Below are 21280 nucleotides of genomic sequence, written 5' to 3'. Positions count from 1 at the left end.
TCGGTATATTTCTATAGACCGGTCGGTATATTCCGGTTGGGCTATGTAGACCGGTCGGCATATTCCCCCAGGAGTCTGTAGACCGGTCGGTATATTCGGGCTTCCGCTGAGGGCCTCCCCGTCGAAAGGCGGGGAGGCCCTCGGTCGTTCGGTGGGGGTGAGTGGGGTGCGAGGCGGGGCGCAACCCCTGGTCACGGCCTTGTCAGCGCCATGATCCGTGGCAGAGGATTGCCACCGGACCACCATCCGCCCAGTGGCGGGACTGCGCCAGGGCCGGCGCCGGTGGGGGGCGAACGGGGGAGACGGCGTCGTGTCGGATGCACCACTCAGCGCACTGGGACTGGCCGAGCCGGACGGACAGGTCTACGCGGCGCTGGTGGCCAATCCGCAGTCCACCGCGGAGGAACTGGCCGAGGGATGCGGCCTGACGCTCCAGCAGAGCGTGCGCGCCCTGGACCGCCTGGCGCAGCAGGGCATGGCGACCCGGGCGCCGGTGGACCGGCAGCGCTACCTGCCGGTCGCCCCCGACGTCGCGATCGGCACCCTGATCGGCCACCGCGAGTCCGAACTGCGGCACGCCCGGGCCGAGATGCACCGTCTGATGGACGCCTTCCGGGAGGCCTCGCGGTACACCGATCCGGCGCACTCGGTGGAGGTGCTGACCGGTGGCGAGGCGATCGCGCAGCGGCTGGAGCACATCACCGAGACCAGCCAGTACCAGGTCCGCGGCTTCGACCGCCCGCCGTACATCCAGGATCCGGTGACCCCGATCCCGTTGCAGCGGCGGCGGTTGCGGGAGGGCCTGCGGCTGCGGACCGTCTACGACCGGGACGCGGTGGCCTGGCCGGGCCGGCTGGAGCGGAACATCCTGGCCGGGGTCGCGGACGGCGAGGAGGCCCGGGTCCGGCCGTCGCTGCCGATGAAGATGATCATTTCGGACGACCGGATGGCGATCATCCCGATCAGCGTGGGCGACAGCGTCCTCGACGCCGCGTACGTCATCCACCCCTCCGCGCTGCTCCAGGCGCTGGACACGCTGTTCGAGGCGGAGTGGGAGCGCGCCGTCCAGTTGCAGGCCGCGATCGGCACCGGGGACGCGACGCTGGAGCCGGAGGCCGACCACCGCAAGCTGCTGGGCCTGCTGGCGGCCGGCCTCACCGACGAGTCGATCGCCCGGTCGCTCGGCTGGAGCGCCCGCACCACCCAGCGCCGGTTGCAGAGCCTGATGCGCTCGCTGGGCGCCACCACCCGCTTCCAGGCCGGTATGGCGGCCCGGGAGCGGGGTTGGTTGTGACGGGAGTTGGCTGTGCACCGGGCCGGGCGGACGTCGGGGGTCGGGCGTCAGCTCCAGGGGGTGAGGGCGGCCCAGCGGCCGTCCGGGCCGCGCTCGACCTTCAGCAGGCCCTTGACGGCGGAGCGGTTGAGCCGTCCGTAGACGTGCGGGAACAGCAGGCCGGGGGTGGCCCCGGGCGGCGGTGCGCCGTGCGGAGCCTCCCACTTGACCATCGGTTCCACCTGTGACTCCTCGATCAGCAGTGCCATCAGCGGGTCGGGAGTGTCGGCGAAGAAGGCGTTGGCCACCGCGAGCGCCGTCTGTTCGTCCGCCGAGCAGTGGATGAACCCGTCGGTGAGCAACGACGCGGTGGTGTACGGCCGACCGGGGTCGGACAGCCAGTCGTCCAGGGGTGCGAGGTGGAGGATCATGTTCCTGTTCTACCCGGTTTGGTCCTGAGCGGTCGTCACGAGCGGACCGGTGTTCAGACGGCGGCGGAGGCCGGGCTCCTCAGAGCCCGGCGACCTTGGCGGTGGCGGAGACCTCGTAGACCAGCGTGACCGTCCGGCGGGCGCCGGGCCCGAGCGGGACGTCCCAGCGGAGGATGCCCTCGGCGTCGAAGGCGTCCGGCGACGGGGAGCACTCCTCCTTGCGCAGCCGCACCTCCACCGCCGACACCTCGGAGACCGGCACCCGCTCGCGGACCGCGACGACCTGTTCGTCCCGCTCCTCCGGGCCGGAGAAGCGGGAGAGGTGCAGCCGCACCGTCCGGGTGGTCGTCTGGCGGCCGGTGAGCCCGGCGGTGGCCTGGCGTTCCTCGGCCTCGCGGACCACCCGGTAGCCGTCCGAACTGCCGAACGCCAGCTCGGCGTCGGCCCCGGCGGCGGTGAAGCCCAGCTCGCCCCGGCCGGTGAAGCCGCTGCCGCGGACCAGTTCGACCGGACCCGCCAGCAGCGGGTGCCCGGCCGTGTTGCGGAAGCGGACCACCTGGGTCACCAGCGGGGACAGCTCCGGCGCGCACGCGTACTCGCTGCTCGCCTGCCCGGTGAAGGCGCCGAGCGGCACCCGGTGCGCCCGGCCGTCGGAGGGCACGGTGGCCGGAGCGGGCGCGGGCAGCACCCGGACCTCCCCGCCGTCGTCCACCCCCGGTACCCCGGCGGCCGGGCCGAGCGCGCTGATCGCCTCCTCGCGCAGCTCCACCTCGACCGTGCGGCGCTCCTCCGCGGTGCGCTCGCGCAGCATCAGGACGTCCTCGGCGACGGCGGGCGGGTCGGTGGCGAGGGCCGAGCGGGCGGTGGAGAAGGTGAGCCGGACGCCGGTCCAGTCCTCGCCGGTGCGCTGCCAGACCACCGCCTCCGACTCCAGCCGCAGGCTCCCGCCGTCCAGGGTGGCCCGGTACGAGGGGCGCCAGAGGGCGCACGGCACCAGGTGGGTGACGGCCAGCCCGCTCGGGCCGGGCCGCGCCGCCTCGACGGTGAGCTCCAGGTGGGCGATCAGTTCGGCCGGTTCCTCCTCGGCCTGGTCGAGGGCGAGCAGGGCCTGCGAGCGCTCCTGGTCCAGGCGGCGCAGCCGGGAGTGGGTGGTCCGCAGCTCCTCGCCGTGGCGCTCGCGTTCGGCGTCCACCCGGTCCAGTTCGCGGGCCCAGCGGGTGCGTTCGAGCTCGCCGATCCCGGCGCCCTCGCCGATCTCGCGCAGCAGGTCGGCGGAGAGCTGGGCGAGCAGCGCCAGCCGGGCTTCCAGGCGGGCGCGGGTCTGGTCGGCGAGGCGGCTCGCGGTCTCCAGCTCGTGCAGCCGGTGGCGCAGCCGGGAGTCCTCCGGGCCGGGCGGCAGCGGGGCGCGTGGGATCCAGTCGCGGACGATCCGGGCGTCCAGCACGCGGGTGCCGGGGGCGGTGATCTCGGCGCGCAGGGTGCGGTCGACGGCGAGCGCGGTGAGCGGGCCCAGTCGCAGCCGCTGGACGCCTGCGGTGAGGTCGACGGTGGTGGTGCGTTCGACCTGGCTGCGGTCCTCCAGGCAGGTGACGGCGGTGACGGGGAGGGGGATGGTCGTTCCGGTCATCGTTCAGTTCCTCCGGTTTCCACCGACGATGGCCTTTCCGGCCGGGATCTTGATCTGGTAGCCGCCGTCCAGCTCGGTGCGGCCGCCGGGCGGCAGCTCGACCCGCCAGAGCCGGGTGCTGGGCGGGCAGTCCGGCGTGGAGACCGTCGGGGCCTGCCAGTCGGCCCGCTCCTCGATCCGGATCTCGGCGTCGGAGGTGACCGGCACGCGCTCGCGGACCTCCACGGTGACGGTGCGGCCGAGCCGGTTCGCCAGCTGGACGTGCACCCGGTGGTCGAGCACGGTGCTGCTGCTCAGCATGCCCGTGGTGGACTCGTGCAGCTCGGTGCGGCGCGCCACCTCGATGCTCTCGGTGACACCGATGCCCAGGCTCCGCAGCCCGCCCGGGGCGAGGGTGGGCAGGGCGGCGGTGAGCAGGAACTCGTCGTCGACGGTGACCTCGACTGGGCCGGCCAGCACGGCGCGGTCGGTCCGGTTGGCGAGCACCAGGGTGGCGTACACCTTCTCCTCGACGGCGGGGACGGTGACGTACTCCGGGCGGACGGACACCGGGATCTCGTCGATCGTGACGGTGTGCCAGGTGCCGTCGGACGGGATGTCGGCGGGGGCGGCGGAGTCGAAGCGGTGGTCGAAGGAGCCCGCCGACTCGCGGGGCGGGACGGCGTGCCGGGGGAGTGCCAGATGGCGGACCCGCTCGCCGCCGGTGTCGCCCGGGGGCATCGCCGCCGGCCCGTAGTGCTCGGTCTGCTCGGTCTGCTCGGCCTGGGGGCGCAGGGTGCCGCGGTGGGCGGCGGGTGCGTCGGGGCCTGCCAGGACGAGGCCGGGGTAGTCGAGCAGGGAGGCGTCCGGGGCGAAGCCGGTGCCGGGGGCCTCGGTGCCGCCGCCGCTTCGGCGGGAGCGGCGGGCGAGCGGGTGCAGGTCCGGCGGGGGCGCGCCGCCCGGTGCCACGGGGGCGGGCGGCGGCGCGGGGGCCTGGGGCATCGAAACCTGGGGCATCGAGGCTTGGTACATCGAGGCTTGCGGCAGGGGGGCTTGGGGCATCGGGGCGGCGGCGGGTGCACCGCCGTATCCGGCGAAGCCGCTCGGGGCGGGCGGGGGTGCCGGGACGGGTTCGTCGATGTCCAGGGTGCCGCCGCGCCCGGCGGGGGCGGCCAGCCGGGCGGCGTCGGCCACGAGGCCGGCGTCGGCGGGCCGGGAACCGGCGGGCCGGGCGCCGCCGAGGCGGTTGAGCCGGGCGGCGGATCCGTACGGGCCGGGGGCCGAGACGGCGAGCGGGGCCTTGCGGCGCGGGGTCGGGCGGGCACCGGCTCCGGCGTCGTCGTAGCCGGCGAAGAGGTCGGCCAGGCCGGCCGGGGGCTCGCGCCAGCCGGACGGCGGCGGGGCGGGCTGGCTGCGGCCGATCCGCAGCGAGCGGAGCCGGGGCAGGTCGGTGCGGCGGTCGAGGTCGGCGGTGGAGAGGGCGAGCCGGACGCCGGTCCAGTCCTCTCCGGTCTGCTGGGCGACGGAGGCGCGCAGGACGAGTCGGCCGGTGTCGGCGCCGTGGCGGTAGGAGAGGCGGTAGGCGGGCACCCAGCGGGCGGCGGGGACGCCGTACTCCAGCTCGATGTCGAGCCGGGCGGGGGGCTTCTCGGGGGCTGGGGCGACGGGTTCCCCGGCGGATTCCGGGGCGGATTCCATGGTGGGTTCCGGGGCGGGCTGTGCGGAGAGTGCCGAGGCCTGCACGGTGGTGAGGGTGAGCAGGACGGTGGCGGCGGTCCCGACCGGGTGGGCGGGGCCGGCCGTGGATGCGCGGTCCAGCCGGTCGGCGGCCAACTCGCGCTCATGGTCCGCGAGTTCGACTTCCGTGGTGAGCTCCTCGGCGCGTCGCTGGAGCCGGGTCAGGCGCTCGTCGACGAAGTCGGCCAGCTCCAGCCAGGCGTCGGCGGGCGTCCGCCGCAGCGGTTCCTCGGGCCGCCGCTGCGGTGGTACGGCGCGCAGGGCGGAGGTCTCGGCGATCGCGGTCAGGACCAGTCGGCGGCGCTCGGTGAGTGCGCCCTGGCGCTCCATGGCCTCATCCAACTCGCGACGGAGCCGGGGGAGTTCGGTCGGCTCGTGGAACTCGGCGAGCAGCTCCAGCCGGGCCTCGGTGACCGCCGTCCCGCTCGGGCCGTCGAGCACCCGGGCACGCAGCGAGCGGCCGTCCAGGGAGGAGGGCAGACCGGTCAGCCGCAGCCGGCCGTCGGCCGGGAGCGGGACGCTGGCCCGGCGGCGGCACACCGCGCCCTCGGCGTAGACCACGACGGAGTCCAGGACCGACGGGTGGGCGGGGACGGCGGGGGGTTTCGGGGGCCCGGCCTCGCCGACGTGTCGGGCCTCGCCGTTCTGCTGATCGTCGCCGCTGTGCTGATCGTCCATGCGCAACCCCTTCGTTCGCGTGCCGTGTTCCGCGTGTCGCCCGCGCCGTGCCCGGGCGGCCAGTCTGCCCCGCTTCGGTGCGGGCGTCGCCGGATTTCGCGGGGTGCGGCGTGTATGCCCGTTGGCGGGTCTGGCGGTCTGGCGGTCTGGCGGCCTGGCGCGTTCGCGGTCCTGTGGTGCCCGCCGTGTCCGGCGTGCCTCCGCATGGTGTGGGACGGGGGCGGGGCCGCCGTGGTTGCCCAGTGGGCGGGCGGTGGGGGCGAGGGTGGGGCGGATGCGAGAGGATGGGGCGCGGGTGTTCCCGGCCGGTGCCGGGGCGCCGACCGGACCGAGAACCGGCGAGGCCGGGCAGCCCGGAACGCGAAGCCCGAGAATTCGAGAAGGAGCGCGACCCGCCATGCGCACTGCCGTCGTCGTCGGTACCGGACTGATCGGCACCTCCGCCGCGCTCGCCCTGGCCGGCCGCGGGCTGACCGTCCATCTGGAGGACGCCGACCCGGACGCCGCCCGGACCGCCGCCTCGCTCGGCGCCGGCATCACCGAGCCGGCCGACGGCCCGGTCGACCTGGCGATCATCGCCGTGCCGCCCGCCCTGGTCGGCAAGGTGCTCGCCGACTGCCAGCGCCGCAACCTGGCCCGCTGGTACACCGACGTCGCCAGCGTCAAGGCCGGCCCGCGCATCGAGGTCGCCGCGCTCGGCTGCGACACCGTCCACTACATCGGCAGCCACCCGATGGCCGGCCGCGAGCGCTCCGGCCCGCTGGCCGCCCGCGCCGACCTGTTCGAGGGCCGCCCCTGGGTGCTCACCCCCACCGACGACACCGACACCGAGACGCTCAACGCCGCCCTGGAACTGGTCGCGCTCTGCGGTGCGATGCCGATCGTGATGGACGCGACCGCGCACGACCGGGCCGTCGCCCTGGTCTCGCACGCCCCGCAGCTGGTGTCCTCGCTGGTCGCCGCCCGGCTGGAGCACGCCGACGAGACCGCCATAAGGCTCTCCGGGCAGGGTGTCCGGGACGTCACCAGGATCGCCGCCTCCAACCCCGGCATGTGGGTCGACATCCTCTCCGCCAACGCCGGCGCGGTCGCCGACGTCCTGGAGGAGGTCGCCTCCGACCTCGGGGAGACCGTCACCGCGCTGCGCGCCCTGGACGCCCCCGAGGAGGGCGAGCGCCGGGCGGGCGCGGCCGGGATCGAGGCGGTCATGCGGCGCGGCAACACCGGCCAGGCCCGCATCCCCGGCAAGCACGGCGCGCCGCCCACCCGGTACGAGACGGTGGCCGTGGTGCTCGGTGACCAGCCCGGCGAGCTGGGCCGGCTGTTCGGCGAGGTCGGCGCGGCCGGGGTCAACATCGAGGACGTCGTCATCGAGCACTCGACCGGCCAGCAGGTGGGCTTCGTCCAGCTGTCGGTGGCGCCCGGGGCGGTCAAGCCGCTCACGGTGGCGCTGCGGGCGAGCGGGTGGAGCGTCCGGGACTGATCGGGCTGCGGGGGCCGGTCGGCTTCTGGGACTTCGGTTGAGCGGTTCGGTCGAGCGGTTCGGTTGAGGGGGAGCAGGGATGATCATCGAGTTGCCGCTGGGCGAGACCCGGCACGGGTCCTACGGCCGGCCGGTGGACCTGGGGAACGAACGGTTCCTGCGGGCGGTGGTGGGTGGGGACTTCCGGATCCACCACCGCAGCGTCGAAGCGCTGGTCGAACTGCCCCGGCCGACGCCGCCGGACCCGGAGTCCACCGAGCCGGAGCCGACCTGCAGCCTGCTGGTGCGGGCGGTCCACGCCGCCTTCGCGGAGCACCTGCCGCTCAGCCTGTCGCCGGACGTGCTCTGGTACGCGGTGGTGCACGAGGTGGCCGTGCACGCGCGGATGTACGCGCCGAGGTACCGGGCGCTGTTCGGCGGTGCCGAGGGGCGCCGGGAAGCGATCGTGGTCCGCGACGACGCCCTGGCGGCGCCCGGCCCGGACTGGTCGCGGTCGATCCGGCTGGTGCGGGAGCCGCTGGCGGCGGCGGTCGGGGCCGAGCTGGTGGAGCTGTTCCAGCCGGCGTTCTCGACGACCACGCCCGACGACGCCTCCTCCGCGCTGGTGGCGCTGATGGACGTGGTCAGCCCCTACTACGCCTTCCGCTGGGAGACCCGCTGCGGCATCCCGCGGATCCGGCTGGAGGGCACGGCCGGGGACTGGGCGCTGCTGGTGGCGCGGGTCGCCGGGCTGGCGGAGCGCTTCGACTGGCTGGCGCCGTGGTTCGCCGAACTGCGCCCGGTGCTCGACGAGATCGCGGCGACCGCGGCGGGCGGGACGGTCGACGACGAGTTCTGGCGCTCGCTCTTCAAGTGGCGGTCGATGTCCGGCGGCCCACGGGTGACCGGCTGGCTCACCGCCTTCCTCGCGCACACCCAGACCCCCGACGGGCCCCGGCTGCGCCAGTCCTTCGGCTGGCGGGAGGCGGACGCCAACCCGTACCACCGGGACTCCTTCGCGGTGAACGACTTCCCCTCGCACGTCTCCAAGGTGCCGTTCGTCTGGGACCACCTCGGCCGCGAGATCCCGATGGCCTTCACCGCCGGCATCCTCGGCATCGAGTGGGACGGGGAGTACCTGCGGCCCCGGCTGGGCAACGCCGTCCTGCGGATCCTGGGCCCCGACCGGGGCTGATACCGGCGCCGATATCGGGACCGATACCGGCGCTGATACCGGGGCTGTCACCGGAGCCGATACCGGCGCTGTCACCGGAGCCGAGGGGGCCGGCAGGGGGCTGGTACTGGGCTGATCGGGTGGCGGAGTGGGTAGGGCGGCGGTCCATTAACCTTGAGGGAGACAACCCCCTGCCGTCTGCCTCCCCAGGCCCCGGCTTTCACGCCCAGAGAGAGGTTCGGCCCCGTGGACACTGCCGACCGAGCGCACGCCCCGGTCGTCGTCGCGATCGACGGACCCTCCGGTTCGGGCAAGTCGACCGTCTCGCGGGCGGTGGCGGCCCAGCTGGGCCTGAGCTTCCTGGACACCGGCGCCATGTACCGGGCGATGACCTGGTGGATGCTGGCCAACGACGTCGCCGTGGCCGACCCGGAGGCGGTGGCCGTCGCGTGCGGCAAGCCGGTGATCGTGTCGGGCACGGACGCGGACGGTCCCACCATCACGGTGGACGGCCAGGACGTCTCCGGACCGATCCGCGGCCCCGAGGTGACGGCGCAGGTCAGCGCCGTCTCCGCGGTGCCGGCGGTGCGCTCCCGGCTGGTGGAGCTGCAGCGCGGCTGCGCCGAGGTCGCCGAGCGCGGCATCGTCGCCGAGGGCCGGGACATGGGGACGGTGGTGTTCCCGAACGCCACCGTCAAGGTGTTCCTGACCGCCTCCGAGCAGGCCCGGGCCGAGCGCCGGGCGGCCGAGCTGCGCGCCAAGGGCGTCGACGAGGCGACCATCACCGCGATGGCCGCCGACCTCGCCCGCCGGGACGCCGCGGACTCCTCCCGGAAGACGGCCCCGCTGGCCCAGGCCGCGGACGCCGTCCTGGTGGACACCAGCGAGCTCACCCTGGAGCAGGTGATCGACCGGATCACCGCGCTGGTGGAGGAGCGGGCCGGGATGTCGTCGGTCTGAGAGGACGGACGGGCCCGAAGGGACGGACCGGTCTGAAGGACGGACCGGTCCGGACAGCCACAATGGTCTGAACGGCCGAAATGGTCTTAACGACCGGAATGGCCGGAACGGCCGAATGAGCTGCGGTGCCGCCGAGGTGCCGCGGAGAAAACCATCGCGCTGCCCCGAGCGGGGCAGGTACGCACGGCGCGCCCCTGGGAAGGGCCGCGCCGGGAAACGGAACAGACGAACATGACCGCAGAGCACTCCGACACCGGCCACGGTGGACTGGACGCCGCCGACTACGCCGAGTTCATGGCCATCGCCGCCGAGGAAGGCTTCGACGTCGACGGCGTGGACGGCTTCGACGGCGCCGAGCACGTACCGCTGCCGGTGCTGGCCGTCGTCGGTCGCCCGAACGTCGGCAAGTCGACCCTGGTGAACCGCATCATCGGCCGCCGTGAGGCCGTCGTCGAGGACAAGCCGGGCGTCACCCGCGACCGGGTCACCTACGAGGCCAGCTGGAACGGCCGCCGCTTCAAGGTCGTCGACACCGGCGGCTGGGAGATCGACGTCCTCGGCATCGACGCGATGGTGGCCGCGCAGGCCGAGCTCGGCATCGAGCAGGCCGACGCGGTGCTGTTCGTGGTCGACGCCACCGTCGGCGCCACCGACACCGACGAAGCCCTGATCAAGCTCATCCGCCGGGCCGGCAAGCCGACCGTGCTGTGCGCCAACAAGGTCGACGGCCCGTCCACCGAGGCCGAGGCCGCCTACCTGTGGTCGCTGGGCCTGGGCGAGCCGTACCCCGTCTCCGCGCTGCACGGCCGAGGCTCGGGCGACCTGCTCGACGCCGTCATGGACGCGCTGCCCGAGGCCCCGCCGCAGACCTTCGGCGACGCCGCCCCCGGCGGCCCGCGCCGCATCGCGCTGATCGGCCGCCCGAACGTGGGCAAGTCCAGCCTGCTGAACAAGGTCGCCGGCGAGGAGCGGGTGGTCGTCAACGAGCTGGCCGGCACCACCCGTGACCCGGTCGACGAGATGATCGAACTCGCCGGCAAGACCTGGAAGTTCGTCGACACCGCCGGCATCCGCCGCCGGGTCCACCTGACCGCCGGCGCCGACTTCTACGCCTCGCTGCGGACCTCCGCCGCGCTGGAGAAGGCCGAGGTCGCGGTCGTCCTGGTCGATGCCAGCGAGACCCTCGCCGAGCAGGACACCCGGATCATCTCGATGGCCGTCGAGGCCGGGCGCGCCGTCGTCATCGCCTACAACAAGTGGGACCAGATGGACGAGGAGCGCCGCTTCTACCTGGAGCGCGAGATCGAGCGCGACCTCGTCCAGGTGCAGTGGGCCCCCCGGGTCAACGTCTCGGCCAAGACCGGCCGGCACATGGAGAAGCTCGTCCCGGCGATCGAGACCGCGCTGGAAGGCTGGGAGACCCGCATCCCGACCGCGCGGCTGAACGCCTTCCTCGGCGAGCTGGTGGCCGCCCATCCGCACCCGATCCGCGGTGGCAAGCAGCCGCGCGTCCTGTTCGGCACCCAGGCGGGCATCCGTCCGCCGCGGTTCGTGCTGTTCGCCTCGGGCTTCCTGGAGGCCGGCTACCGGCGCTTCATCGAGCGCCGGCTGCGTGAGGAGTTCGGCTTCGTCGGGACGCCGATCTCGATCTCGGTGCGGGTCCGGGAGAAGCGCAAGAGGAAGTAGGACGTCGTGATCCACCGGCAGTAGTCGGTGGGTGCCGGCAGCAGGTGTGGGCGAGGGCCCCGTCACGGTGGTGGCGGGGCCCTCGTCGCGTGTACGGGGTCGTGCGGGCGCCGTGCGGGCGCCGTGGGGGTGGTGCGCAGGCGGGCGGTTCAGTGGTGGTCGCCGTTGCGGCCCGGGGGGAGGGAGAGCATCTGGCGGTGGCGGCCGCCGGTGGGCGCGGCGGTGGCGACGCCGGTGGCGGTGCCCATGGCCGGGGCGGGGGCCGGGGGCGGCGCGGGCATCGCGTGCGGGATCGGGCCGAGGTAGCCGGCGGCCACCCAGCCCTGGCCGTTGGTGAACTGGGGCGGCGGGGGCGGGGTGTGCTGAGGGGCGCTGGCCGCCGGGGCGGCCTGGCCGAAGCCGTCGCTGGTCGGGGCGGCGGGCTCGGCGTGGGGGTGGGGGGGCGGCTGAGGGGCGTTGTGGCCGGTGTGGCCCATCGCGCCGTGATGGGTGTGGCCGGTGGCGCCGTGATGGGTGTGGTTCGTGGCGCCGTGGCCGGAGTGCCCGGTGGCGCCGTGGTTGGCGGCGTGCCCTGCGGAGTGGCCGTGCTGCTGGCTCGGCATGTACTGCGGCAGGCCGGGCGCCTGTCCCCCGTAGCTGTGGAAGGCCTGGTGCTGGGGCGGGTACGGGCGCGGTTCGCCGAGCACCGGGTAACCGTCGCGGACCGCGAAGCCGGTGAACTTCAGGTCCTCCTCGCCCGAGCGGTCGCCCGGGAGCGCGCGGAACAGCCGCCGGTACTCGGAGTACAGCTCGTCGTAGATCGGCGTCGTCGAGTGCGGGTGCTCCGCGTCGTACGACGGGCGCATGCCGGGGATCGAGCGGGGGGCGGTGGTGGACCGGCCGGGGGACGCGGAGACGTCGTAGCTGTACACACAGGGGCCAACGAGTGAGGGGGCACAGGGATGCGGGGTTGCCGGGGCCCGGCCGGAAGGCGGCTTGTGCCGAGGGGGAGGCCGCCTTCCGGCGGGTGCGGAGCCCGGGCGTGGAGCCCGGGTGCCGGCGGGTTGGGGCGCGGCTGGGGCTGGATGCTGCTGGGGCGGGGGCGCGGCTGGGTCGGGCGCGCGCTGCTGGGGCTGGGGCGCGGCTGGGTCGGGCGCGCGCTGCTGGGGCTGGGTGCCGAGGGGCTCAGGTGCCGGCGAGGGGGAGGGAGGCGGCGACCACCTGGCCCAGTGCCACCGCCCGCTCCAGGGCCTGGCGGAGCAGGTCCTCGCGCGGCTGACGGCCCACCATCCCGGCCGGGACGGCGTACATGGTGACCTCGGAGAGCTGGCTCGCGGCCATCCGCCAGGCGTCGGTGACCTGGAGCGGCTGGTGCGCCTGCCACCAGCCGGTGCTGCCGCCAGCGGCAGCGGGCTGCAGGATCGCGTGCAGTTTGCCCATCGCCACCAGGACCGACCAGCCGCCCAGTTGGTCGGGGGTCTCGTCGAGGTCGGTGATGGCCTGGAAGCCTGCGTCCTGGAGCAGGTCGAGGAACTCGTCCTCGCCCGAGGTGCTGCCGGGGCGCCCGACCGGGCCGGTCGGCTCGACGACCAGCGAGGCGTGCCCGACCTTGCCGTGCAGCACCAGCCCGCAGGTGATGCCGAGGATGGCGGCCTGGCCCGGCGCGCTGGGCTGGGGGGTGGGGGCGGTCGCCGGGGTCGGCGCGGGAATGGGCACCAGCGGGTGCGCGGGCGCGGCCGGGGCGCCGGTCTGGGCCTGGCTGATGCTGCGGACGGCGCCGACCAGTTGCTCCTCGGCCACCGGCACCACCTGGGACGGGATGCAGCGGGCGTGGGCGAAGGCGAGTACGGCGGTCTCCTCGCCGACGAACAGGACGGTGCTGGTGGGCTCCGCGTGGGTGTCGCCGGAGGTGCGGCAGGAAGTGCATTCGTAGCTGTCGGGTGCGCGGTCGCCGCCGAGGAGGCGGTCCGCCTCGTCGTCGCCGATCTCGGACCGGACCTCGTCGCTGACGTCGAGCATGCGCGGCACGGGTTCTCCTCTTGGTGGGTGCGGTTGGCGGTCGGGGGGCGGATACGGGGAGGTCGCCATGACCAACGGGCCCTTGTGTCAGGCGTCACGGGTGGTCGACGAGGCTGACGGGAATTGCCTCTGATCCGACCGCGCCGCGTGTTCTCGTGGTCGCAATGTGTCGATGTCGGTGGCAGGCCTGCCGGAATGAAACCGTGAGGTGAGTCACGCCGCCGTGATGTTTGATCTACGAATCGACGGCTAAAACGGGCATTTCGGGCAAGATTGTGCGGTCATTACCGCCGGTAACCCTTGGCTGAGCTGGGCAGACCGGTGGAGTTTTGGTTTCCCCGCCGACCGGCTCGTAGCTTCATTGGCGGCGCAACGAGCGCCACCCGGGTTCACCCCCGACGCACCGCCCCTCCGGCTTCCCGCCGGATGCGGCAGGTGCCCGCCGACGCGATCGCTCGAACAGGTCGCCGGTGAGCGGCTGGGTGGCCGGGGCGGCAAGCGGCACGTCCGACACGTGCACGGTCGCCCGATGGACGCGGCAAGTGAACGCGGCCCTCTCCAGGGCCTGGTTCCGCATGCCCGCCCGGGGCTTTCGAGAGGAACCCCATGACCTTCCGTCACGAGACCGCCGCTGCCACCACCTCCACGGCCACCAAGCGCAACCGCGTCCGGATGGCTGTCGTGGCGGGCGCCGCTGTCGCGGCCCTGCCGGTGGCCGGCCTCGTCACGGCCACCTCGGCCTCCGCCGCCTCCGTCTCCACCTGGGACTCCGTCGCCCAGTGCGAGAGCGGCGGCAACTGGGCCATCAACACCGGCAACGGTTTCTACGGCGGACTGCAGTTCACCTCCAGCACCTGGGCCGCCTTCGGCGGCACCGCCTACGCCCCGCAGGCCAACCAGGCCACCAAGGCGCAGCAGATCGCCGTCGCCGAGAAGGTCCTCGCCTCGCAGGGCCCGGGCGCCTGGCCCGTGTGCTCCGTCAAGGCCGGCCTGACCAAGGGCGGCGCCCCGGCGGCCGTCGACACCTCGGCCGGTTCGACCACCGGTTCGACCGCCGCCAAGCCGGCTGCCCCGGCCGCCAAGCCGGCGCAGACCCAGGCCCCGAAGGCCGCCGCTGCCCCGAAGGCCGATGTCGCGCCGAAGGCCGCCGCCCCGAAGGCCGCCGCTGCGCCGAAGGCTGACGTCGCGCCGAAGGCCGCGCCGAAGAACGACGCCGCCAAGGGCGCCAAGGGCTGGACCGGCTCGAACGAGGCCAAGCCGGCCAAGGGCGACAGCTACACCGTCAAGTCCGGTGACACCCTGAGCTCGATCGCCGCCGCGCAGGGCCTGGACTGGCACGACCTGTACAAGAACAACGCCAAGGTCATCGGTGGCAACCCCGACCTGATCCTCCCGGGCCAGACCCTGAGCGTCTGATCAGTTGAGCCTCTGAGCCTCTGAGCCTCTGAGCCTCTGAGTAGCTGAGTGTTTGAGCAGCTGAGCGATTGACACCGACTCTCCGGGGTCTGCCGCCTGATGTCGGCTGTCCGACGTCCCCGGCCTGAGCTCGGTTCAGCGGGCCTCCCGGCCCCGGCGCTGTGCTGACACCACGGCCGCTTCTCCGCTGTGCGGGGGAGCGGCCGTCGGCGTTTCCGGTGCTTCTGGCGTCTCTGGTGTTTCTGGCGCGTTCGGCGCGTTCGGAGTGTCGTTGGGGAGGGGCGTGCGGCGACCAGCCTAGGGTCGGCTGCTGTGCTGCCTCCGTGTGACGAGCGTATGTGCCGGGTCGTGCTTCGGCTGGGCGTCGCCGTGGTGCTGCTGGCGGGGTCGGCGGCGATCCCCTGGGAGCGGGCCGGTGCGGCGGTCCGGGTCGCGGACGTCGTGTGGGACGGCCTCGCCGAGTGCGAGAGCGGCGGCGACTGGCAGGCCGACACCGGCAACGGCTACTACGGCGGCCTGCAGATCTGGCCGCCCACCTGGGAGGTCGCCGGAGGCTTGCGCTTCGCCGACCGGCCGGACCATGCGAGCCGCCGGGAGCAGACGACGGTCGGCGAGGAGATCCTCCGACGGCAGGGCTGGGAGGCGTGGCCGGACTGCGCGCGGGAGCTGGGGCTGATCGGCGGATCGCCGGCCCCCGGCGGCAGCCCGACCTCCGGCGGCAGCCCGACCCCCGGTAGCGGTCCGGTCCCCGGTGGCAGCCCGACCCCCGGTGGCAGCCCGACCCCCGGTGGCGGTCCGGGCTCCCGAGACCGGCCGGGTTTCTGAGGCTGGCCGGGTTTGTGAGGCCGGCCGGGCTTCGGCCGTGGCGGTGCGGGAGGATGGTGGGGTGATCCAGGGCGAACTGTTCGGTGACCTGCCCGGTGCCGTCCCGGCCGGCCGGTCGGGGTCCGCTGCCGCGCGCGGGCGCGCCGAGCCCGCCCCCGGTGCCGTCCTCCTCCCCGGCTGGCTGGACGCCGATGCCCAGCTGCGCCTGGTCGCCGCCTGCCGGGAGTGGGCCCGCCCACCGGCCGGCCTGCACGCCGTGCGGATGCCCACCGGCGGAATGATGTCCGTACGGATGGTCAGCCTCGGATGGCACTGGTATCCGTACGGTTATCGGAGGGACGCGGAGGACGGCACGCCCGTCAAGCCGTTCCCGCCCGAACTCGACCGCCTCGCCCGCCGGGCCGTCGCCGACGCCTACGGGACGGACGCCCGGCAGATCGCCGGCGCCGCGTCGTACGAACCCGACATCGCGATCGTCAACCACTACCCGCACGGCGCGAAGATGGGCCTCCACCAGGACCGCGACGAGCGGACCGACGCGCCCGTGGTCTCGCTCTCGCTCGGCGACGCCTGCGTGTTCCGGCTCGGGAACACCGAGACCCGGACCCGCCCGTGGACCGACCTGGAGCTGCGCAGCGGGGACCTGCTGGTGTTCGGCGGCCCGGCCCGGTTCGCTTACCACGGCGTGGTGCGCACGCTGCCCGGCACGGCGGATCCGGCGCTGGGTCTGGTCGGCCGACTCAACATCACCGTGCGGCAGTCGGGGCTGGCGGCGGGGGAGGCCTGAGTCCGGGTGGGCGTTCGTCCGTCCGCCTGGCGGCCGCTCGTCCGCTCTCCCCCTGCTGCTCGCTCACCGCTCGCTTACTCGTTCGAGTGAATCGGGCCCTTCGGCCCGGTGGGCGGGAATGACCCCGGTCGCCGGAGAATTCGAGTGGGTTGGAGAATTCGATCAGGACGGGCACCGGAGCCGGGCGGAAGACCTCCGCCGGGGCCGTGGGCCCGGAGAGGAAGCGCACGCATGGGTACCCCCGTCGACGACCTTGTCGACCTGCTCGACCTGGAGCAGATCGAACTGAACATCTTCCGCGGGCGCAGCCCCGAGGAGGCGCTGCAGCGGACGTTCGGCGGCCAGGTCGCCGGGCAGGCGCTGGTCGCGGCCGGGCGCACGGTGGACGGCGACCGTCCGGTCCACTCGCTGCACGCCTACTTCCTGCGCCCCGGGGTGCCCGGCGTGCCGATCGTCTACCAGGTCGACCGGATCCGCGACGGCCGCTCCTTCACCACGCGCCGGGTGCTCGCCATCCAGGGCGGTCGGCCGATCTTCGCCCTCACCGCCGACTTCCACCGCCCCGAAGAGGGCGGCATCGAGCACCAGCACCCCATACCGGACGTCCCCGCGCCCGAGGACCTGCCCAGCGCTCTGGAGGAGGTCGGCTCCCGACTCGGCGAACTCCCCCCGTTCATCAGTCGCCGCCAGCCCTTCGACATCCGCTACGTCGACCGGCTGCGCTGGACGAAGGAGGAGCTGGCCGGGGTCGAGGCGCGCAGCGGCGTCTGGCTGCGGACGGACGGCCCGCTGCCGGACGACCCGCTGATCCACGTCTGTGCCCTCACCTACGCCAGCGACATGACGCTGCTCGACGCCGTCCGCGCCCCCGTCGAGCCGCTCTGGGGCACCCGGCATTTCGACATGGCCTCGCTGGACCACGCGATGTGGTTCCACCGCCCGTTCCGTACGGACGACTGGCTGCTGTACCAGCAGGAGTCCCCGATCGCCCACGGCGCGCGCGGCCTCGCGCGCGGGCAGATCTTCGACCGGAGCGGGCGGCTGGTGGTGTCGGTGGTGCAGGAGGGGCTGTTCCGGCCGCTGGGCGCCGGCAGCTGACGGGGCGGGCGCGTGGGTGCGTCGCGGCGGCCGGGTGCCGGGCGTCGGGCGTCGGCCGAGCGGGCCGGCCTTCGTCCTGGCGGGCGTCGTGTCCGGGGTGTTGCCGTCGTGACGCCGTGTTGCCGTCCGGTGGCCGCCCTGTGGCGGTTCCGGCAGGCGGGAATGATCCGTCCGGGTGCGCGGCGTTGTGGTGGGTGACCGAGTTGGACGGCCCGAACAGCGGGCCGTCCGAGGACCGCAGTGGGAGGGTGTACCGATGACGGCGACGGCCGCGGAGGACTGGAAGCACTGGAGTGACGGCCGGGCGGCGTCGGTGAGCGCGCCACACGGCCAGCTCGCACTCACCGGCACGCACTGGTTGGAGCCCGAACCCGCCGAGATCGTCGGCCTGCCCGGGCGCTGGTGGGCCGACGCCGAGGGCGTCCGGGTCCGGGCGGCGGCCGCGGACGGCATCACCGTCGGCGGCGCCGACGGCCCGGTCGACGGCGAGGCGCTGCTCCGCCCCGACACCGATCCGGCCGCCGACACCGCCACCCTCGGCGACGTCCTGCTCGTCCCGATCGAGCGCGAGGGCGAGCTCGCCCTGCGGGTCTTCGACCCGGCCGCGCCGCGCCGGACGGCCTTCGCGGGCATCTCCGCCTACCCGTACTCGCCGGACTGGGCCGTCCCCGCCGTCTTCACCCCGTTCGAGCAGGACGGCACTCAGTCCGTGCTCGTCCCCAACGCGGACGGCAAGGAGCGCCCGCTCGCCGTCACCGGACAGATCGCCTTCACCGTCGCCGGCGAGCACCGCGAGCTGACCGTCAGCCGCTCCGGCGACCGCCTCACCGGCGTCATCGCGGACGCGACCAGCGGCATCGACACCTACCGGTTCCGCTTCATCACCCTCCCCGCCCCGGACGCGGACGGCCGCACCGTCCTCGACCTCAACCGGGCCTACCTCCCGCCGTGCGCCTTCGCGGACCACTTCATCTGCCCGTTCCCGCCGCCGGGCAACCGGCTCGACTTCGCGGTGGAGGCAGGGGAGAAGCAGGTCCTGACCAGGTAGGACGGGCCGCTGCCCGGCCCCGGTGCGGGGAGCGGGGAGGCCGGGGCGGACCATGGAGGGTTGTGTCGACCAATCATCCTGCCAATCCCGCCCCGGCATCCGATCCCGCCCCGGCGCCTGCCCCGGCGCCCACCCCTGCCCCGGCGTCCGATGCCGCCCCGGCCACCGCCGCTGTTCCGGCGGAGGAGCCACCCTCCGACGCCTCCTCTCCGCCGGCCGGAACCGAGGCCCTCCCCTGGTACCGGCGGGCCTTCGCCGACCTCAGCCCACTGCGCGACCACCCCGACTACCGCCGGGTCTGGTTCGGGCAGGCGGTCTCCTCCATAGGACAGCAGATGACGGCCGTCGCCGTCTCCGTCCAGGTCTACGACGAGACCGGCTCCGCCTTCGCGACCGGCCTGGTCGGCCTCTTCTCCTTCTTCCCGCTCGTCGCCTTCGGCCTCTACGGCGGCGCGATCGCCGACACCGTCGACCGGCGCAAGCTCGGCCTGATCGGTTCGGCCGGGCTCGCCGCCGTCTCCGCCGTCCTCGCCGTGCAGGCACTGGCGGGCCTCGGCGAGGTCGCCGTCCTCTACGCCGCCGTCGCCGCCCAGGCCGGCTTCTTCGCCCTCAGCTCGCCCGCCCGCTCCGCGATGATCCCCCGGCTGGTCCCCAGCCACCAGCTCCCCGCGGCGAACGCGCTGAACACCGTCAGCATGAACCTCGGCCTCACCGTCGGACCCATGATCGGCGGCGTCCTCATCGGCGCCTACGGAACCCAGGCCGCCTACCTGGTCGACACCGTCGCCTTCGCCGGCACCCTCTACGCGATGTGGCGCCTGCCCGCCATGCGCCCGCTCGGCGACCGCAAGGGCCGCGCCTCCGTCCTCGACGGCCTCCGCTTCCTGCGCGAGCAGCCCAACCTGCGCACCAGCTTCCTCGCCGACCTGGCCGCGATGATCTTCGGCATGCCGCGCGCCCTCTTCCCCGCCATCGCGGTCACCTTCTACGGCGGCGACGCCCGCACCGTCGGCCTCCTGGTCGCCGCCCCCGCCGTCGGCGCCCTCACCGGCGCCCTCTTCTCCGGCTGGGTCGGCCGCATCCACCGCCAGGGCGCCGCCGTCCTCGTAGCCGTCGCCGCCTGGGGCCTCGCCATCGCCGCCTTCGGCGCGCTCCACAACCTCTGGCTCGGCCTCCTCCTGCTCGCGGTCGCCGGCTGCGCCGACACCGTCAGCATGATCTTCCGCAACACGATGATGCAGGTCGCCGCCCCCGACGAGATGCGCGGCCGCCTCCAGGGCATCTTCATCGTCGTCGTCGCCGGCGGCCCCCGCCTCGGCGACTTCGAGTCCGGCGCCGTCGCCGCCCTCACTAACCCCGCCACCTCCGTGATCACCGGCGGCCTCGCCTGCGTCGCCGCCGTCGTCCTCCTCGCCGCCCGCCGCCCCGCCTTCCTCACCTACGACGCCCGCCACCCCACCCCCTGACCCACCCCGACCCGCCCCTGACCCGCCCACCCCCAACCCGGCAGCGAGCACCCCTCCACGTGCTGTATTGTTTTCCACGTCGCCGGGACAACCGGAGACAAGGTCGAGAAGCCCACAGCAGAGCCCCCCAGGCCCCGCTACCGGGCACCGAGACCACGGGACGTGGCGCAGCTTGGTAGCGCACTTGACTGGGGGTCAAGGGGTCGCAGGTTCAAATCCTGTCGTCCCGACTGTGAAGTCGGTTGTGAGAGCCGGTACTTGGGAAACCGAGTGCCGGCTCTTTCTGTTGCCTGGTCAGCTGGTGGTCGCATGGTGGTCTCCGGGCCACATCGGCCAGGTGGCTGAGGGTTCTTCTGTTCGTGTCTGCTGGTGTGCGGGCAGTTGCCGGTGCGGGCGCGGGTTCTGGTGCCAGGGGCGCCGGGCGCGGCAGGTGGGCCGGCCGAGGGCGGCGCGGTCGGCGTTGTTGAGGACCCAGGCGACGGCGTCGACGGCGGCGCGGGCGGCGAGGAGCGTCAGGTCCGTGTAGATGTTCGCGCTGGTGGACAGGGTGCGGTGGCGCAAGGTCTTGGAGATGACGGGCAGGGGGACGCCTGCGGCCGTGGCGAAGCTGGCGGTGAGGTGGCGTAGGTCGTGCAGGGCGATGCGGGGGACGCCGGCCTTGTCGCAGAGCAGGTGGAAGCGGTCGAGGACGCTCTTGGGGTGCAGGGGGCGGCCGTGGCGGTGGAAGACGTAGCCGCCGGCGGGGGTGATCTGGCCGAACGCTCGTGTGCCGGCCCGGTCTTCGAGGGCGTCGACGACGCGGTCGGACAGGGCGACCCACATCCTGCTGCCTTTGGTCTTCGGCGTGGTGAGCAACACCTGGTTGTTGTCGACGACGGAGAGGGTGGAGCGGACGAAGAAGACGCGTTCGGGCAGGTGAACGTCGTCCCAGTGCAGGGCGAGCGCCTCGCCCTTGCGGATGCCGGAGCCGATCATGAGTTCGGCGAGGTCGGCGTAGAGCGGGTCGGTGACGTGGGTGAAGCGCAGGAAGCGGGCGGTCTGCTCCTCGGTCCACAGGTGCCGCGGGGGCGGAGGCCGGGCGGGGCAGGAGCGGCGGTTTGGCGGGGTTGCGGGCCAGGCGTTCGCCGATGACGGCGCTGCCGAGGGCGCTGGAGAGGGTGGCCATGATCCGGTGAACGGTGACCTTGCCGCGGCCGTGTCGCAGCTGGTCGGTGACGAAGGCCCGCAGGTGCTGGCGGGTGAGGTCGTCGAGGGGGATCCGGCCGAGGGCGGGGATGAGGTCCTGTTCGACGTAGGCGCGGTAGCGGGCCATGGTGGTGGGCTTGAGGTGGAGCTCCCGCTCGGCGAGCCAGTCCCTCAGGTAGTCGGCGGTGCTCTGCCGTGGGTCGGTGATGACGCAGAGGGCCAGGCCCTCGTTGAAGCGCTGCAGTGCGATGCGGGCGTGGAGTTCGTCGGGGAAGCCGGCACGGCGGATGGTGCGGCGGTGGCCGTCGACGGGCGGAGTGTCGACGGCGAATGCCCAGGTGCCGTGGTGGGGATCGGTGGCGAGTCGGGGGCAGCGGGTGCCGAGCTGTCGGCGGTGGTCGTCACGGCAGCCGCAGCGCCGGTAGACGCGGCCTCGGTCTCTGCCGGGAT

17 protein-coding genes, 1 tRNA gene and 1 pseudogene are annotated in these 21280 nt (G+C 74.1%); 12 read left to right on the top strand and 7 right to left on the bottom strand.

What is annotated here, in order from left to right:
• Positions 1 to 310: 310 nt before the first annotated feature.
• Positions 311 to 1294, top strand: a complete 984-nt coding sequence (locus ACIO9K_RS03135) for a helix-turn-helix domain-containing protein (RefSeq protein ID WP_159398525.1) — start codon at positions 311 to 313, stop codon at positions 1292 to 1294.
• A gap of 47 nt (positions 1295 to 1341) precedes the next feature.
• On the opposite strand, the gene ACIO9K_RS03130 is transcribed toward ACIO9K_RS03135, so the two are convergent.
• The 3 genes from ACIO9K_RS03130 to ACIO9K_RS03120 all read right to left on the bottom strand — a co-directional run bounded on the left by ACIO9K_RS03130 (position 1342) and on the right by ACIO9K_RS03120 (position 5725).
• Entirely contained in the window at positions 1342 to 1704 is a 363-nt protein-coding gene (locus ACIO9K_RS03130) for a DUF952 domain-containing protein (RefSeq protein ID WP_350883713.1), read from the bottom strand.
• Positions 1705 to 1783: 79 nt separating this feature from the next.
• The gene (locus ACIO9K_RS03125; RefSeq protein WP_400326557.1) at positions 1784 to 3331 is read right to left on the bottom strand and encodes a mucoidy inhibitor MuiA family protein; all 1548 of its coding nucleotides are present in this window, start codon (positions 3329 to 3331) and stop codon (positions 1784 to 1786) included.
• A gap of 3 nt (positions 3332 to 3334) precedes the next feature.
• Entirely contained in the window at positions 3335 to 5725 is a 2391-nt protein-coding gene (locus ACIO9K_RS03120) for a DUF4139 domain-containing protein (RefSeq protein WP_400326555.1), read from the bottom strand.
• Positions 5726 to 6122: 397 nt separating this feature from the next.
• On the opposite strand from ACIO9K_RS03120, the gene ACIO9K_RS03115 reads away from it, so the two are divergent.
• The 4 genes from ACIO9K_RS03115 (at position 6123) to der (ending at position 11007) form a co-directional block, all read left to right on the top strand.
• A complete protein-coding gene (locus ACIO9K_RS03115) occupies positions 6123 to 7208 on the top strand; it encodes a prephenate dehydrogenase (RefSeq protein ID WP_400326552.1) in 1086 nt (361 codons plus the stop codon).
• Positions 7209 to 7287: 79 nt separating this feature from the next.
• Positions 7288 to 8382, top strand: a complete 1095-nt coding sequence (locus tag ACIO9K_RS03110) for a DUF4419 domain-containing protein (RefSeq protein WP_363624128.1) — start codon at positions 7288 to 7290, stop codon at positions 8380 to 8382.
• Between the two features lie 225 nt (positions 8383 to 8607).
• Complete coding sequence (cmk, locus tag ACIO9K_RS03105; protein WP_363624130.1) at positions 8608 to 9321, top strand: (d)CMP kinase; 714 nt, start codon at positions 8608 to 8610, stop codon at positions 9319 to 9321.
• 231 nt (positions 9322 to 9552) lie between these two features.
• Positions 9553 to 11007, top strand: a complete 1455-nt coding sequence (gene der / locus ACIO9K_RS03100) for a ribosome biogenesis GTPase Der (RefSeq protein ID WP_363587005.1) — start codon at positions 9553 to 9555, stop codon at positions 11005 to 11007.
• Between the two features lie 149 nt (positions 11008 to 11156).
• Here der and ACIO9K_RS03095 read toward each other — a convergent pair whose 3' ends face one another.
• A complete protein-coding gene (locus ACIO9K_RS03095; protein ID WP_400326547.1) occupies positions 11157 to 11918 on the bottom strand; it encodes a hypothetical protein in 762 nt (253 codons plus the stop codon).
• Between the two features lie 253 nt (positions 11919 to 12171).
• Positions 12172 to 13005 carry a hypothetical protein gene (locus ACIO9K_RS03090; protein ID WP_363587031.1) on the bottom strand — a complete coding sequence of 278 codons (834 nt, stop codon included), beginning with the start codon at positions 13003 to 13005 and terminating at the stop codon, positions 12172 to 12174.
• A gap of 606 nt (positions 13006 to 13611) precedes the next feature.
• Here ACIO9K_RS03090 and ACIO9K_RS03085 point away from each other — a divergent pair.
• The 7 genes from ACIO9K_RS03085 to ACIO9K_RS03055 all read left to right on the top strand — a co-directional run bounded on the left by ACIO9K_RS03085 (position 13612) and on the right by ACIO9K_RS03055 (position 19875).
• Positions 13612 to 14421 carry a transglycosylase family protein gene (locus tag ACIO9K_RS03085; protein ID WP_400326544.1) on the top strand — a complete coding sequence of 270 codons (810 nt, stop codon included), beginning with the start codon at positions 13612 to 13614 and terminating at the stop codon, positions 14419 to 14421.
• 348 nt (positions 14422 to 14769) lie between these two features.
• Positions 14770 to 15246, top strand: coding sequence for a transglycosylase family protein (locus ACIO9K_RS03080; RefSeq protein WP_400326541.1), 477 nt, complete (start codon positions 14770 to 14772; stop codon positions 15244 to 15246).
• An 88-nt stretch (positions 15247 to 15334) separates the two neighbouring features.
• Positions 15335 to 16033, top strand: coding sequence for an alpha-ketoglutarate-dependent dioxygenase AlkB (locus tag ACIO9K_RS03075; protein WP_363624210.1), 699 nt, complete (start codon positions 15335 to 15337; stop codon positions 16031 to 16033).
• Between the two features lie 231 nt (positions 16034 to 16264).
• On the top strand, positions 16265 to 17131 hold the full coding sequence (locus ACIO9K_RS03070) for an acyl-CoA thioesterase II (protein ID WP_363624138.1): 867 nt from the start codon (positions 16265 to 16267) through the stop codon (positions 17129 to 17131).
• Positions 17132 to 17387: 256 nt separating this feature from the next.
• Positions 17388 to 18179: a DUF1684 domain-containing protein gene (locus ACIO9K_RS03065; RefSeq protein WP_400326538.1), complete on the top strand. Its 792-nt coding sequence runs from the start codon at positions 17388 to 17390 to the stop codon at positions 18177 to 18179.
• 62 nt (positions 18180 to 18241) lie between these two features.
• Positions 18242 to 19645 (top strand): MFS transporter, encoded by a 1404-nt coding sequence (locus tag ACIO9K_RS03060; protein ID WP_400326535.1) that lies wholly within the window; start codon positions 18242 to 18244, stop codon positions 19643 to 19645.
• Positions 19646 to 19801: 156 nt separating this feature from the next.
• Positions 19802 to 19875: transfer RNA gene (locus ACIO9K_RS03055), tRNA-Pro, on the top strand.
• 64 nt (positions 19876 to 19939) lie between these two features.
• On the opposite strand, the gene ACIO9K_RS03050 is transcribed toward ACIO9K_RS03055, so the two are convergent.
• Complete coding sequence (locus ACIO9K_RS03050; RefSeq protein ID WP_400326671.1) at positions 19940 to 20671, bottom strand: site-specific integrase; 732 nt, start codon at positions 20669 to 20671, stop codon at positions 19940 to 19942.
• 130 nt (positions 20672 to 20801) lie between these two features.
• Positions 20802 to 20957 (bottom strand): annotated as a pseudogene (locus tag ACIO9K_RS03045) (site-specific integrase); the annotation flags it as partial.
• Positions 20958 to 21280: the final 323 nt, after the last annotated feature.

It is taken from the genome of Kitasatospora sp. NPDC087271 (genome assembly GCF_044744605.1).
Taxonomy (GTDB): domain Bacteria; phylum Actinomycetota; class Actinomycetes; order Streptomycetales; family Streptomycetaceae; genus Kitasatospora.
The sequence above is the reverse complement of the archived record's forward strand: the minus strand, read 5'-3'. Positions and strand labels throughout refer to the sequence as shown.